At 63.1% G+C, this 13,909-nt stretch carries 12 protein-coding genes and 1 pseudogene; 3 read left to right on the top strand and 10 right to left on the bottom strand.

From position 1 onward, the window contains the following. The first annotated feature begins 2 nt into the window (after nt 1-2). Nucleotides 3-1,070, top strand: a complete 1,068-nt coding sequence (locus NKI67_RS19425) for an ABC transporter ATP-binding protein (protein WP_352646436.1) — start codon at nt 3-5, stop codon at nt 1,068-1,070. A gap of 68 nt (nt 1,071-1,138) precedes the next feature. Here NKI67_RS19425 and rpmG read toward each other — a convergent pair whose 3' ends face one another. The 9 genes and pseudogenes from rpmG to NKI67_RS19470 all read right to left on the bottom strand — a co-directional run bounded on the left by rpmG (nt 1,139) and on the right by NKI67_RS19470 (nt 10,819). Next, nucleotides 1,139-1,306: a 50S ribosomal protein L33 gene (rpmG, locus tag NKI67_RS19430; protein ID WP_006201775.1), complete on the bottom strand. Its 168-nt coding sequence runs from the start codon at nt 1,304-1,306 to the stop codon at nt 1,139-1,141. 319 nt (nt 1,307-1,625) lie between these two features. After that, entirely contained in the window at nt 1,626-1,994 is a 369-nt protein-coding gene (locus NKI67_RS19435; RefSeq protein ID WP_352455648.1) for a YybH family protein, read from the bottom strand. A 51-nt stretch (nt 1,995-2,045) separates the two neighbouring features. Beyond that, nucleotides 2,046-2,507 carry a YqfO family protein gene (locus NKI67_RS19440; RefSeq protein ID WP_352455649.1) on the bottom strand — a complete coding sequence of 154 codons (462 nt, stop codon included), beginning with the start codon at nt 2,505-2,507 and terminating at the stop codon, nt 2,046-2,048. Nucleotides 2,508-2,616: 109 nt separating this feature from the next. Next, entirely contained in the window at nt 2,617-3,792 is a 1,176-nt protein-coding gene (locus tag NKI67_RS19445) for an MFS transporter (protein ID WP_023679978.1), read from the bottom strand. A 16-nt stretch (nt 3,793-3,808) separates the two neighbouring features. Then, a pseudogene (locus NKI67_RS19450) lies at nt 3,809-4,542 on the bottom strand (NUDIX hydrolase). Nucleotides 4,543-4,614: 72 nt separating this feature from the next. Next, nucleotides 4,615-5,067 carry a DUF983 domain-containing protein gene (locus NKI67_RS19455; protein ID WP_352646438.1) on the bottom strand — a complete coding sequence of 151 codons (453 nt, stop codon included), beginning with the start codon at nt 5,065-5,067 and terminating at the stop codon, nt 4,615-4,617. Beyond that, nucleotides 5,067-7,373, bottom strand: a complete 2,307-nt coding sequence (gene rnr / locus NKI67_RS19460; protein ID WP_502909354.1) for a ribonuclease R — start codon at nt 7,371-7,373, stop codon at nt 5,067-5,069. The genes NKI67_RS19455 and rnr overlap by 1 nt, the downstream gene beginning before the upstream one ends. Before the next feature lie 6 nt (nt 7,374-7,379). Then, nucleotides 7,380-9,995 (bottom strand): type I DNA topoisomerase, encoded by a 2,616-nt coding sequence (gene topA, locus NKI67_RS19465; protein ID WP_352646440.1) that lies wholly within the window; start codon nt 9,993-9,995, stop codon nt 7,380-7,382. A gap of 446 nt (nt 9,996-10,441) precedes the next feature. Then, nucleotides 10,442-10,819 (bottom strand): COG4315 family predicted lipoprotein, encoded by a 378-nt coding sequence (locus NKI67_RS19470; protein WP_352594491.1) that lies wholly within the window; start codon nt 10,817-10,819, stop codon nt 10,442-10,444. A 187-nt stretch (nt 10,820-11,006) separates the two neighbouring features. Here NKI67_RS19470 and NKI67_RS19475 point away from each other — a divergent pair, with 187 nt between their 5' ends. Continuing rightward, nucleotides 11,007-11,753, top strand: a complete 747-nt coding sequence (locus tag NKI67_RS19475) for a cytochrome c biogenesis CcdA family protein (RefSeq protein ID WP_352594490.1) — start codon at nt 11,007-11,009, stop codon at nt 11,751-11,753. 53 nt (nt 11,754-11,806) lie between these two features. Here NKI67_RS19475 and NKI67_RS19480 read toward each other — a convergent pair whose 3' ends face one another. After that, entirely contained in the window at nt 11,807-12,712 is a 906-nt protein-coding gene (locus tag NKI67_RS19480; protein ID WP_352646442.1) for an SDR family oxidoreductase, read from the bottom strand. 129 nt (nt 12,713-12,841) lie between these two features. Between NKI67_RS19480 and NKI67_RS19485 the strand changes: the two genes are divergently transcribed. Then, entirely contained in the window at nt 12,842-13,789 is a 948-nt protein-coding gene (locus NKI67_RS19485) for an AraC family transcriptional regulator (RefSeq protein ID WP_352646445.1), read from the top strand. Nucleotides 13,790-13,909 lie beyond the last annotated feature (120 nt).

A 13,909-nucleotide genomic window follows, 5' to 3' on the forward strand; every position in this document is an offset into this window, starting at 1 on the left:
CGATGGCCTCCGTTACACTCGACAAAGTCCGCAAAGACTATGGAGCCGTGCGCGTTCTGCACGCGGTCGATCTCGAAATCGCCGACGGCGAGTTCGTCGTTCTGGTCGGCCCGTCCGGCTGCGGGAAATCGACACTGCTGCGTATGATCGCCGGGCTGGAGGAAGTCTCCGACGGCGAAATCCATATTGGTGAGCGCCTGGTCAACGACATTGCGCCAAAGGACCGCGACATTGCCATGGTGTTCCAGTCCTACGCGCTCTATCCGCACATGGACGTGTCGAAGAACATGGGTTTCAGCCTGATGCTGAGAAAGGCCGGCAAGCCGGCGATCGATGCAAGGGTGGACAGTGCCGCCAAGCGGCTCGGGCTCGGTGCGTTTCTGCAGCGCCTGCCGCGGCAATTGTCTGGCGGCCAGCGTCAGCGCGTCGCCATGGGCCGTGCCATCGTGCGCGACCCGAAGGTCTTTCTCTTCGACGAGCCGCTTTCGAACCTCGATGCCAAGCTGCGCGTTCACATGCGTGCCGAGATCAAGGCGCTGCACCAGCAATTGAAGACCACTTCGGTCTATGTCACCCACGACCAGACCGAAGCGATGACAATGGCCGACCGCATCGTCGTCATGCATGACGGCCTCGTCCAGCAGGTCGGTGTGCCGCTCGATCTGTACGACCGGCCGGTCAACATGTTCGTCGCCGGGTTCATCGGCTCGCCCGGCATGAATTTTCTGCCTGCCGTGGTTGAAAAGGGCGCCAAGCCGGATGCCATCCTGGCCGACGGCCAGAAGCTGAGGCTGCCGGACGGCTTGCCGCTCAGGGATGGCGATGCGATCACCGTCGGCTTGCGGCCCGAGCATATCCGGCTCGCCGACAATGGCGCGCTGAAGGGCGAGGTGGGTGTCGTGGAGCCGCTCGGCCTGTCCACCCAGTTCTATGCCGGGCTTGCCGGCCAGCAGGTCTGCGTGTTTGCCATGGGCCGGGCCAGCGTGAAGCCGGGTGAGGCCGTGCGCCTATCGGCTGATCCGGCATCGCTCCATCTGTTCGATCCGGCAAGCGGCGATCGCATCGGCTAATCCTGCATCCCGAAATGAAAAACGCCGCCCGGAAGGCGGCGTTTCGGTACCGCGAGAGAAAACCCCGATTACTTGATCTTGGTTTCCTTGAATTCGACGTGCTTCTTGGCGACCGGGTCGTATTTGCGGAACGACAGCTTGTCCGTCTTGGTGCGGCTGTTCTTGCTGGTCACGTAGAAGAAACCGGTGTCGGCGGTCGACAGAAGCTTGATCTTGATGTTTGCGGCTTTGGCCATGATGTTCGTCCGTTAATGTTCGTGGAGTTTTGGCCGCTGGAGCACGGGAAACACCCGGACGCGGGAAACTTGCCGCGACACATAAAGAACGCGCCCGGAAAGTCAACCCTTGTCCAGGTTCTGTGTCGTAAGCAGATGAGTTGTCCGGATTAGGTAGCACATGAGTTGTCCGGGTTTATTGCCAGCCGATGGAGGCTGGGGACGAAGCGGACATTGATGTGCTACCAAAACCCGACAATTTGATTGGGTGCCGACAGCCGCGGGAGGCTCCTGTGTGCCTCCGGCCGTCCTCCGGGTGGCGTCTCAGTTTGAATGCTAGCTATGAGTATCGAGCGATGGACGGCTGATCGATCACCCAAAGCCAGTTCCCGTCACCTTGCCGGCGAGCGATTTCCGCAGTAACGGTGCCATCGGCAAGGCGCGTGGAAGTGAGCGCCAAATCCCTGTTGATGATAGCCGGACGCTGATCTCCGAGATCAAACTTTCGTCCCGCTGCCACCAACTTGGCGTAAAATCGGCGGATGGCATCTCTGCCGCAGGCCAACTGTCCGTTGCCGGTAGCGAGGATGGCACCGGGTTCGTAAAGAGCAGCCATTCCTTCCGCGTCTCCCGCTTGCTCGCGAGAAACCAATAGCCGCGCCAGGTCCTGGGGATCGCTTGCCGGTTTGCGGTTTGCTTCATCATTCATCGGCAGGCTTCCTGACAGCCAAATTCAAACCGAGATACGACCAGGTTCCGGTCACTCCGCCGCGACGGTTTCCCGTTGCAACGCCTTCTTCCAGTCTCCCGTCGTGTTCCACCAGCGGTTCGGGTTGGCGCGGTCGTCGAGACCCTTGGAGCGGCTGGCAAGCAGTGGCTGAATGCGGATCACCGGCTCCTGATAGCTGTGAACCTGGTAAATCGCTTCGACGACGCGAGCGGCGAGCTTCTGGTCGTCAGGCAGTTCGAACGACACCTCGACAGTCCCTGGCCGCCTGCGCAATTCCGTCTCGGCGCCGGCGGCGGCACCTTCAAGCGGCCGGTAGCGTTCGATGCCGTCCGCCGACTGGAAAGCATTGCTGTCATATTTGCCCATTCCGAGCGGTACGATCGCGACCACCGCCTCCATGATGCGGTCGACATCGGCTGCCGGTGCCTGAAAGGTCACCAGCAGCAGCAATTCCATCCGCAGCGATTTCGTTTCAAAGCCACTATCGATCATCCGAGGTCTCCCTGCTATGCATTTTGGGGGAGCATATACTCGAGCCCTCCTGACATGGTTGTGTCAGGAGTTGGTCAGCAGTGGGAGCGATGTCGGCAGCTGGGCCGACTCAGAGGATTTTGCGGAGCAGCCTGGTGCCGACCAGCACGATATAGCAGGCGAAGAACAGGCCGAGCGCCCAACCGAAGCCCGACGGCCCGAAAGCGTCCATGCCGATGCCGATTGCCTGCGGGCCAAGCACCATGCCGACGCCGTAGCAGAGAACGAAGGCGGCGTTGGCGGAGGCCAGTTCGTGGCCGGAAAGCTGGGAGCCGAGGTGAGCAAGACCGATTGTATACATAGCGGCGACCACACCGCCCCAGATGAACAGAAGCGCTGCCATCAAATGCCAGTTATGCGCGAAGAACGGCATGAAGACCGTGCCGGCAAGCCCGACAGTGGCACAGGCCATCAGCAGATAGCGGCGGTCGCTGACGCGGTCGCTGATCATGCCGATCGGGATCTGCAACAGCACATTGCCAAGCCCGATCATGGTGAGCAAAAGGGCGGCGTCCGCCTCTGAGTAGCCGATGCGGCTACCGTAGACCGGGAACAGTGCAAAGCCGCCGGTCTCGACCGCGCCGAACACCAGCACGGCGGCGGTTGCCGTCGGCACCAGCCAGATGTAACGCAGGAAATTGCTGGTTTCGCCGTCCGAGACGATCGTCGGGCTCTCGTTGCGTGCCGCCAGGACCGGTATGGCAGCGAGCGTAACCAAGGCGATGGTAACGCCGAAGGGCAGGAAGCCACTGCTGCCGAGATGGGCGAACAGCCAAGGCCCGGCGGCAAAGCCGAGAGACAGCACGGTGGCATAGATGCCGAGGACCAGTCCGCGCCGGTGTGGCGGCGCCGAGGTGCTGATCCAGAATTCCGACAGGATGAACAGCACCGTCAGCGCGATATGCAGCAGCACGCGCAGCGGAAACCACATCCAGAAAGCTGGCGCGAAATGGAAACCGACAAAGGCCAGCGCTCCGGCCGCAATCATGGCAAGCATCGTCCAGGCGACCCCGAACCGCATGGCAAGCGGAGTGGCGAGCGGCGCGCCGGCGATAGAGGCGAGGCCGGCGACCGCGGTGTTGAGACCGATCATCGACGCGGAATGGCCACGCGTTTCCAGGATCACGCTGAGCAGCGGCATGCCAAGGCCGATGGCAATGCCGACGACGCTGATCGACGAGATCGCCGCGACCATCGGCAGCCAGTGTACGCGTTCCTTGCCCTGCGGCTGGATATCGACTGTCATGGAATGCCTGGCTGCTCTAGAGAATTTCGCGGACGAAGCGATTGCGGACAAGCCGGTAGAACGGCACGGGACCGCCGGGGCTCAGCAGCGGATCCCGGGCGAGCCGGGTTTCCAGCTCCTCCAGGACCGTGCGCGTGATGTCTGGAATATCGGCTTGCCGGGCCTTGGCCAGCGGCAGCCAAACGACGTCTTCCAACTCGTCGGTCGGACCGCCATCCGGCAGTTGCACGGCGACATCGTCGCGCCATGCGGCGAGAAAGCGCGTATCGAAGCGGCGCACCCGGTTGGGCGGGGTGATGGCGCGTGCGACGAAGCGCAGCGCTTGCAGTGATGGGATGACGCCGTGTTCGACAAAGCCCTGCCAGTCGCGCCTGGCGGTTGCGAACACGCCTTTTTGACCGATCAGCAGGCCGGCCTCCTCATAGGTTTCGCGGATTGCCGACAAGGCAATGGCGCGGGCGCGAGCCGGGCTGGTGCGACCGATGCCAGCGGTCAATCTCGCTTCTTCCTCGGGATGAAGTGCGGTGGCTATCGGGATGCGACTGTCGGCCGGATCGGTGCGGCCGCCGGGAAACACGAATTTTCCCGGCATGAAGGCATGACGGGCGTGGCGCCGGCCCATCAGCACCAGGACTCGTCGCCCTTGCGGTCGAGCAGGATCAGCGTCGCGGCGTCGCGCGGGCGTATAGGCTTGGCATCGAGCGCGTTCCGCTCAACCTTGTCGACTTCCGCCTTGGTCATAACGTCCATGCGCTCGACCTAGCGGAATCTTCTCCGATGCGGAAGTGGCGTCCAGCCATGCCGATTGCGCCAGCCTCGGTTTCAAGCCTCGGGATGCGACTCGATCAGATCTTCTTCACCGCCAAAGCCGTGCATATAAAATGCCCATTGCAGGCCGATGACAGCGCCCTTGACTGGCTGCAGCAGGACGACGGCCAGAATGATGGTCAATGGCACCCAGATGGCGATGTGCTGCCAGGTCGACAGCGTCGAGGTTGCCTCGACACCCATGAAGGCGCCGAGCACGATGTGGCCGACAATGACCACCACGAGATAGGCCGGCAGGTCGTCGGCGCGATGGTGGTGGAGCTCCTCGCCGCAATGATCGCATTTGTCGACGGTCTTGACGAAGGCGCGAAACAGCTTGCCCTCGCCGCAATGCGGGCAGCGGCCGAGCATGCCGCGCTTCATTGCCGTCCATAGCGGCCGGGCGGTCCGGCCCGAGTGATGTTCGCCGCCGAAAACCCGTTCTTCCACCTGCAGTTCTGTTGGCATTACCGTCTCCTGCCGCGGGAGCCTGGACGCGATTGCGACGCCCGGGCGCGGCCTTTGGCCTTGTGGAACGACCGTTTGGAGCCGGGCAGCGGCTTTGGCTCGGTCAGCATCTCGAAACGCATCGCGCCGGCCATCGGCGCCACCTCGATCAGGCGAACCTCGACGCGATCAGCAAGCTGATAGCCCTTGCCGGTGCGTTCTCCGAAAAGCGATCGAGCAGTTTCGTCGTATATATAGTAGTCGCCGCCCAGGGTTGAAACCGGAATGAAGCCATCCGCGCCATACTGCGGCAATTGGACAAACAGGCCCGATTTGGTGACGCCCGAGATGCGGGCGTCGAAACGGTCGTCGATGCGCTCGGCGAGATAGGCGGCGATCAGCCGGTCGACCGTGTCGCGCTCGGCGGCCATCGCGCGCCGCTCGGTCGCCGAAATCAGCGCCGAGACCTCTTCCAGCCGCTCCGCCTCGTCCTGCGTCAGGCCCCCCGGACCAAGGCCGAGTGCGGCAATCAGCCCACGATGCACGATGACGTCGGCATAGCGACGGATCGGCGAGGTGAAATGCGCGTAGCGCTTCAGGTTGAGGCCGAAATGGCCGATATTGGCGGGCGAATATTCGGCCTGGCTCTGCGAGCGCAGCACCACTTCGTTGACCAGCCCCTCATTGTCGGCGCCCCGCACGCGAGCGAGGATGCCGTTGAACTGGTTCGGCCGCATTTGCGCGCCGCGCGCCAGCGACAGGCCGAGCGTCTGCAGGAATTCACGCAGCGATTCCTGCTTGGCGAGCGAGGGCGCATCGTGGATGCGGTAGACCAGCGCCTGGCGCTTCGCCTCGAGTGTCTCGGCGGCGGCGACATTGGCCTGGATCATGAACTCTTCGATCAGTTTGTGCGCGTCGAGCCGCTCCGGCACGACGACCTTGTCGACGGTGCCGTCCTGCTTGAGCAGGATTTTGCGCTCGGGCAGATCGAGTTCGAGCGGCTGGCGCGTGTCGCGGCCGCGCTTCAGGATCGCGTAGGCGTCCCATAGCGGCTTCAGCACCGTATCGAGGATCGGGCCAGTCGTGTCGTCCGGTGCGCCGTCGATCGCCGCTTGCGCCTGCTGATAGGCGAGTTTCGCCGCCGACTTCATCATGACGCGATGGAAGGAGTGTCTGAGTTTGTGGCCATCGGCCGAGAAAGTCATACGCACCGCTATCGCCGGACGATCCTGGCCCTCGCGCAGTGAACAGAGGTCGTTCGAGATGCGCTCCGGCAGCATCGGTACGACTCGGTCGGGAAAATAGACCGAATTGCCGCGCTTCAGCGCTTCGCGATCGAGCGCCGTGGCATAGCGCACGTATGCAGCGACATCGGCAATGGCGACGGTGACAACCACGCCGCCGGCGTTCTTCTCGTCGGTGTCGGGCATAGCGAACACCGCGTCGTCATGATCCTTGGCGTCGGCCGGATCGATGGTGAGCAGCGGCAGCTCGCGCCAATCCTCGCGGCCGGCAAGCGTCGCCGGCTTGACTGCCTCCGCCTGGGCGATGACGTCGGCGGGGAAAATATGCGGAATGTCGTGTGCGTGGATGGCGATCATCGAGACCGCCTTTTCGCTGGTCAGCGACCCCAACACCGCCAGAACCTTGGCTCGCGGCAGCCCGTAGCGCGAGGCCCGCGCCGGCTCGACCTCGACCAGGTCGCCGTTCTTGGCGCCGTTCTGGAATTCCTTGTCGACGACCAGCTCCGGCTGACGCCTTTCCACCGGCTCGATGCGGAACGTGCCGTCCTTCAGCACACGGAAAACGCCGAGAACCGCATCGGTGCGTTTCTCGAATATCTTCATAACCCGGCCGGTATAGGCGGGGCCTGCCGGATCGTCGGTCGGAAAGGTCTTGGCCAGCACGCGGTCGCCGATGCCAGGCGTCGGCCCATTGCCGCCGCGCGACACGCGGATCGCTATGACCGGAGGTTCGCCATTGCCAATCGCTTCGGTCGGGTGCGCCAGCAGCACACCGTCGGCGTCACGGCCGAAGATGTCGAGCACCGCGACGTGGGGCAGGGCGCCGACACGGGCAAGCCGCTTGCGCTCCTTGGTCAGCAGGCCTTCATCCTGCAGGTCGCGCAAGACGTCCTTCAGCCAGATGCGGTCTTCGCCGCGCAGCGCAAACGCCTTGGCGATGTCGCGTTTTCCGGCGCGGTCCGGATTTTCGGCGATGTGACGCAGTATCTCTTCGCGTGAAGGCCGGTAATTGTCCCTGACCTTGGCACGGGTATCGGCGGTGCGCAGATCGCCGTGGCTTCTTCCGGAGACTTTGCGCGCCAACCCGTCCTATCCCTTTTTCCTGGTCGCCGGTTTTTTAGCCGCAGCCGATTTCTTCGCAGGCGCGGCCGCTTTGCGGAAGGGCTTCCTGGCGCCATTGCCGCCCTTGGCTTCCTTTTCCGCAATGAGCGCCACCGCATCCTCGATCGTCACCGATTGCGGATCCTTGCCCTTCGGCAGCGTCGCATTGACCTTGCCGAAATTCACATAAGGCCCGTATTTGCCGTCGCGCACGACGATCTTGCCGCCGCCGGCAGGATGCTCGCCAAGTTCCTTGAGCGCAGCGGCTGTGCCGCCATTGCGGCCGCCTTTGCCCTTCAATTGCTTCTCGGCGATCACGGAGACGGCGCGATTGAGGCCGATCGAGAACACGTCCTCGATGCTGTCGAGATTGGCGTAGGTGCCGTCATGCAGCACGAACGGCCCGTAGCGCCCCAGCCCGGCCGAAATCATCTTGCCGGATTCCGGATGCTTGCCGACGTCGCGCGGCAGCGACAAAAGGGCGAGTGCTTTTTCGTGATCGATCGAATCGACAGTCCAGCCCTTGGGCAGGCTGGAGCGCTTGGCATCCTTGCCGTCGCCGCGCTGGATATAGGGGCCGAACCGGCCATTGCGCAGCGTGATCTCCTCGGCGGTATAGGGGTCCTTGCCGAGCACTTTGGTGCCGTCTTCGCCACCGCCGTTCTCGCCATTGGGATTGGCGGCGTCGCCGAGCTGGCGGGTGAAGGAGCATTCGGGATAGTTCGAACAGCCAACGAAGGCGCCGAACTTGCCGAGCTTCAGCGACAGGTTGCCGGTGCCGCATTTCGGACAGATGCGCGGGTTCGAACCGTCTTCCCGCGCGGGAAAGACCAGCGGCGCCAGTTCCTCGTTCAATGCATCGAGGACGTCGGTGACGCGCAACTCCTTGATGTCGGCGACGGCGCCGGAAAAATCCTTCCAGAAATCGCGCAGCACGTCCTTCCATGCGAGCTTGCCGTCGGAAATCTCGTCGAGCTTTTCCTCCAGCGAAGCGGTGAAGTCGTACTCGACATAACGCTCGAAGAAGCTTTCGAGGAAGGCCGACAAGAGCCGGCCCTTTGCCTGCGGCACCAGCTTGCGCTTGTCGATGGTGACATAGTCACGATCCTCGAGCGTCTTCAGGATCGCCGTATAAGTCGACGGCCGGCCGATGCCCAACTCTTCCAGCTTCTTGATCAGCGAAGCTTCCGAATAACGCGGCGGCGGCTCGGTGGTGTGCTGGGTGGCGTTGATCGCCTCGCGTGTGAGCTGCTCGCCGGCACGGATCTCGGGCAGGCGGCGGCTTTCCTCGTCTTCCGAATCTTCTTCCTTCTGCTCGATGTAAGCGGCAAGGAAGCCGTCGAAGCGAACAACCGAGCCTACAGCGCGAAGCTCGGCGGTGCGCGGGCCGTTGACTGCCTCTATCTCGACCGTGGTGCGCTCTATCTCGGCCGGCTGCATCTGGCTGGCGATGGCGCGTTTCCAGATCATCTCGTAAAGCCGCGCCTGGTCGGCGTCGAGATACTGCTTGACGGAAGCCGGCGTGCGCATGAAATCGGTCGGACGGATCGCTTCGTGCGCCTCCTGGGCATTCTTGGCCTTGGCCGAATAGACGCGCGGCTTTTCAGGCAGGTATTTAGGGCCGAATTCCTTGGCAATCGCATCGCGCGCGGCAGAGATCGCCTCCGGCGCCATCTGCACGCCGTCGGTTCGCATGTAGGTGATCAGGCCGGTGGTCTCACCGCCGATCTCCATGCCCTCATAGAGCCGCTGCGCCACCTGCATGGTGCGGTTGGCCGAAAAGCCGAGACCCGATGAGGCTGCCTGCTGCAGCGTCGAGGTGGTGAAGGGCGGCCCGGGATTGCGCTTGGTCGGCTTCGCTTCGACAGACGCCGCCTTGAAGCTGGCGCCTTCGAGCATCGCTTTGATGTCGTCGGCCTGCGCCTTGTTAGAAATGTCGAGCTTTTGCAGCTTCTTGCGCTCGAAGGCGGTCAGCCGCGCCTCGAAATTTTCCTTGCGCGGCGTACCGAGAATGGCGGCGACCTGCCAGTATTCCTCGCGGATGAAGCGCTCGATCTCGGATTCGCGGTCGCAGACCAGACGCAGCGCCACCGACTGGACGCGGCCGGCGGAGCGGGCGCCAGGCAGCTTGCGCCACAGCACGGGCGACAGCGTGAAGCCGACCAGATAGTCGAGCGCGCGGCGGGCGAGATAGGCATCGACCAGCGGCGCGTCGATCTGGCGCGGATTGGCCATCGCCTCCAGCACGGACGCCTTGGTGATGGCGTTAAAGACGACGCGGCTGACCGGCTTGTCCTTCAACGCGCGCTTTTGCTTCAGCACTTCCAGAACATGCCAGGAGATCGCTTCGCCCTCGCGGTCCGGATCGGTGGCGAGGATCAGCCCGTCGGCGTCCTTGACCGCCTTGGCAATATCGGCGAGACGCTTTCCAGACGCGGTGTCGACGGCCCAGGACATGGCAAAGTCCTCATCCGGACGCACCGAGCCATCCTTGGCCGGCAGATCGCGGACATGGCCGAACGAGGCCAGAACCTTGTAGTTCTTGCCGAGGTATTTGTTGATTGTCTTCGCCTTGGCCGGCGATTCGACGACGACGACGTCCATACGGTCTCATATCAGTTGTGATGCGGCAGAAGAATTCCGCTGCGCGCGACGAAATCTCGTTCAATGTGTCGCTCACATGGCCGCGCTTTTGCATCCGGTCAAGGCCAAGCAGTCAAAATGCGGCCCTGTACCGAATGCGCAACCCAACGGCGCCATGCGATTTTCCGCAATCCTGGATAAGGGAAATGGGCAGCCTATCGCTGGACAAGCCCGGCAATTGATCCTGGAGAACGGGACAAACTCTCCCGCGGATATAAGAGAAACATCGAGCACGCGCCAGCCCTGCTTGAACAGATGCTGTGAAGCGCGCAATCGGTAGCCCGGCATTTTGCTCGGACAGTCGCAAGGAAGTACCGTGCTGAAAAGCTGGCCGCCGGGGCGGTTGGGTCGAGTTCCCAGCGACCAGCCGTGTTACCGCCTGTTACAGCCGATCAGAAGCTCAAGGCCTAGTCGGCCTTGGCGATATGCCAGACGCCGCCGACACCCTCGCCGGTCACGTCGCCGGCCTTCTTGTCCTTGATGAACGTGTAGAGCGGCTTACCTTCGTAGGCCCACATCCTGGTGCCGTCGGTGCGGTCGACGATCGTCCACTCGCCCTCGGCCTTGGCGTTGGCGTCAGCCTTCAGCGGCGGCCAATTGGCGGCGCATTTGTCGTAGCAGTTCGACTTGCCCGCCTCGTCCTTGTCGTAGGTGTAGAGCGTCATGCCGCTGGCGTCGGTGTAGATCTTGGTGCTGCCGACCTCCGCTTCCTTCCACGCCTCGGCGGCGAAGGATGCGGCAGTGCCGAGCAAAAGCGCGGCCATGCCAGTTGCGATCGTTTTCATGGACTTCTCCCTGGATCATTCGAAAAGCGCGCGGAACAACGCAGCTTCGTTTGATCAACGCTGCCTGGCTGCCCTTTCTTCCCGGGCGGGCGTCGGCTTGCTACCCAATGTGATGGGGCCACGCGATGGTGATTGGCGGACAGCTGTTGTCGCGGCTATATGGCTGCGCAGTCATCGGGAGACGGAAATGGCATTGGACGTCGGCTATGTCAGTGCGATCGGGGCGGGAGCGATTTCGTTCCTGTCGCCTTGCGTGCTGCCGCTGGTGCCACCGTACCTATGTTATATGGCCGGCGTCTCGGTCGACGATTTCCGCGGCGAAGCCGGCATTACGGCAAAGGCCGGGGCGCGAGGCGCGCTGATCAATTCCTCCATCGCCTTCGTGCTCGGCTTCTCGACTGTCTTCGTCGCGCTCGGCGCCGGTGCCTCGACGATCGGCCATTTGCTGCGCGTTTGGCAGGAGCCGCTGGCGATGGCAGCCGGCGTGCTGATCATCCTGATGGGGCTGAATTTCCTCGGCGTACTGCGCATCCCTTTGCTTTCACGCGAGGCGCGCTTCCAGTCACAAGGCAAGCCGGCCAGCCTGATCGCCGCTTACGTAATGGGCCTGGCCTTCGCCTTTGGCTGGACGCCCTGTATCGGCCCGGTGCTGGGGCCGATCCTGACGCTTGCCGGCGGCCGCGAGACGGTGGGCGAGGGCGCGCTGCTGCTTGCCGCCTATTCGCTCGGCCTCGGTATTCCCTTCCTCGTTGCGGCGCTGTTTTCAGGCGCCTTCATGCGCTTTCTCGGGAAATTCCGCGTCCATCTCGGCCGCGTCGAAAAGGCCATCGGCGCGTTGCTGGTGGTCGCCGGCGTGTTTTTCCTGACCGGCGGCGTGCAGGCGGTGTCCTATTGGTTGCTCGAGACTTTCCCGGTGCTGGGGCAATTGGGATAGGTTTGCCGCCCGGCCGAAGCGCGAGGCCGTAGCTGCGGCGCAAGGCACCGCAGCTACGCGGTCCATTCACCTTCGAAATAGCCCGGCTGGTCGATATCGGCGATGAGCCCGGGTCCGCTCGGCGCCCACCCCAGCAGCGCGCGAGTCCGCTCGCTCGAGGTCGGGACATCCATCGCCGCGAACATCGCGAACCAGCCAAAATGATCGGCGGCTTCTTCCGCGGACTTGGCGACCACCGGCACGTTCAGGTGCCGGCCGATCACGCCGGCGACGTCCTTGAACGGCACGCCTTCTTCGGCGATCGCGTGATATCGCCCGCCATCGGCTCCATGCTCGAGCGCAAGCCGGTAAACGCGAGCGGCATCGAACCGATGCACGGCAGGCCAGCGATTGAGCCCTTCGCCGATATAGGCCGACACGCCCTTCTTGCGAGCGAGGTCGATGAGAATAGGAACGAAGGCGTGGTCGCCCTGGCCATGGACCGCCGGAGGAAGGCGCACAACCGACGCGCGCACGCCGCGTGCCGCCAGCGCGGCGGCTGTCGCTTCGGAGGCGCGGGGATACGAAGCGGAAGAGGGGACAGGCACATCTTCCTCGGTCGCGATACGGCCCCGCGCCTGGAGCGCGGTTCCGGAGGTTACGAGCAGGGGCCGCTCGGAGCCTTCGAGTGCACCGCCCAAGGCCTCGATGGCGCGCCGGTCCATCTCGCAATTTCGCGCGAATTTCGAGAAGTCGTGGTTGAAGCCGGTATGGATCACTCCATCAGCTGCCGCTGCGCCCCTGCTGAGGCTTTCGAGGTCTTCGAGGTCACCTCGATGCACCTCGGCTCCGGTGGCTGCAAGCGACTTGGCCGACGCCGCCGAGCGGGCGAGGCCGAGCACCTGATGGCCGGCGCCGATGAGTTCTTGAACGACGGCAGAACCGACGAATCCGGTCGCTCCGGTAACGAAAACACGCATCACGACTTCTCCTTGTTCGTTTCTGACCACGACCATTTTCGCGGCTCAGTTATGTCGTGATAGGCGCTTGAGAAAATACGATCTATGCGATAAAGTCCGTATTATCTTCGCAATCGTCCGGAATGACCTGTGGATCCCCTTTCAGATGTGCTCTCGCTGCTGAAGCCGCGAAACTATATGTCGGCCGGTTTCGATGCTGGTGGTGAATGGTCGATCCAGTTCCCCGACCAGCAGCAAAGCATCAAGACCGGAGCGGCGGTCTCCGGCCGGTGCTGGCTATCTGTGGAGGGCGTTGCTGACGCAGTGCGCCTTGAGACGGGAGACTGCTTCCTGCTGCCGAGTGGACGGCCTTTCCGCCTTGCAAGCGACATGAGCTTGACGCCTGTTGAAGCCGTCAAGATTTTTCCGCCTGCGCGAGCCGGCGGTGTCGTGACCCACAATGGCGGTGGTGATTTCTTTCTGGTCAGCAGCCGCTTCGCGCTTGGCGGCAATCATGCCGGCATCCTGTTGCGGATGCTGCCAGCCATTGTGCATATCCGCAAAGAGTCGGACCAGTCGGCGCTGCGCTGGTCGGTGGAGCGGATGATGCAGGAGCTGCGCGAGCCACAACCGGGCGGCTTTCTGGTGATCCAGCACCTCGCCCACATGATGCTGGTTCAGGCGCTGCGGCTGCATCTTTCGGAAGGATTGAAAGGTGGCATCGGCTGGCTCTTTGCCCTGGCGGACAAACAGATCGGCGCGGCGATCAGCGCCATGCATGACGATCCGGCGCATGGCTGGACGTTACAGGAACTGGCGGAACGGGCCGGCATGTCGCGATCGACCTTTGCGCTCAGATTCAAGGAGACGGTTGGCGCGTCGCCGATGGACTATTTGACGCGCTGGCGAATGCTGCTGGCCGGCGAACGGCTGACGAATTCCAGCGATCCCGTCGCCGTCATAGCGCTTTCGCTCGGCTACGAATCCGAAAGCGCCTTCAGCACAGCCTTCAAGCGGGTCATGAACTGTTCGCCACGGCAATACGGCCGTGGCCGAGCCTCCAGTTTCGCATCACGCAACGAGGCGGAAGCCGCCTGAGCCGATCGGCTTGAGCGTGTCACGGGTTGGAGGTTCCACCGTCTCACCGGAATTTAACCGCATTGGTGCAGCATGGCGCCAGTGCTACTAACGCTTCGATTCCAGACCCCTTTCAACGGT

The sequence above is a fragment of the Mesorhizobium sp. M0408 genome, assembly GCF_040321495.1.
GTDB lineage: Bacteria > Pseudomonadota > Alphaproteobacteria > Rhizobiales > Rhizobiaceae > Mesorhizobium.

Excerpts from the sequence above, each read along its gene's own strand:
- NKI67_RS19470 (WP_352594491.1), bottom strand. The coding sequence starts at position 10,819 with ATGAAAACGATCGCAACTGGCATGGCCGCGCTTTTGCTCGGCACTGCC.
- NKI67_RS19425 (WP_352646436.1), top strand. The coding sequence starts at position 3 with ATGGCCTCCGTTACACTCGACAAAGTCCGCAAAGACTATGGAGCCGTG.
- rpmG (WP_006201775.1), bottom strand. The coding sequence starts at position 1,306 with ATGGCCAAAGCCGCAAACATCAAGATCAAGCTTCTGTCGACCGCCGAC.
- topA (WP_352646440.1), bottom strand. The coding sequence starts at position 9,995 with ATGGACGTCGTCGTCGTCGAATCGCCGGCCAAGGCGAAGACAATCAAC.
- NKI67_RS19480 (WP_352646442.1), bottom strand. The coding sequence starts at position 12,712 with ATGCGTGTTTTCGTTACCGGAGCGACCGGATTCGTCGGTTCTGCCGTC.
- NKI67_RS19445 (WP_023679978.1), bottom strand. The coding sequence starts at position 3,792 with ATGACAGTCGATATCCAGCCGCAGGGCAAGGAACGCGTACACTGGCTG.
- NKI67_RS19435 (WP_352455648.1), bottom strand. The coding sequence starts at position 1,994 with ATGAATGATGAAGCAAACCGCAAACCGGCAAGCGATCCCCAGGACCTG.
- NKI67_RS19455 (WP_352646438.1), bottom strand. The coding sequence starts at position 5,067 with ATGCCAACAGAACTGCAGGTGGAAGAACGGGTTTTCGGCGGCGAACAT.
- NKI67_RS19475 (WP_352594490.1), top strand. The coding sequence starts at position 11,007 with ATGGCATTGGACGTCGGCTATGTCAGTGCGATCGGGGCGGGAGCGATT.
- NKI67_RS19440 (WP_352455649.1), bottom strand. The coding sequence starts at position 2,507 with ATGATCGATAGTGGCTTTGAAACGAAATCGCTGCGGATGGAATTGCTG.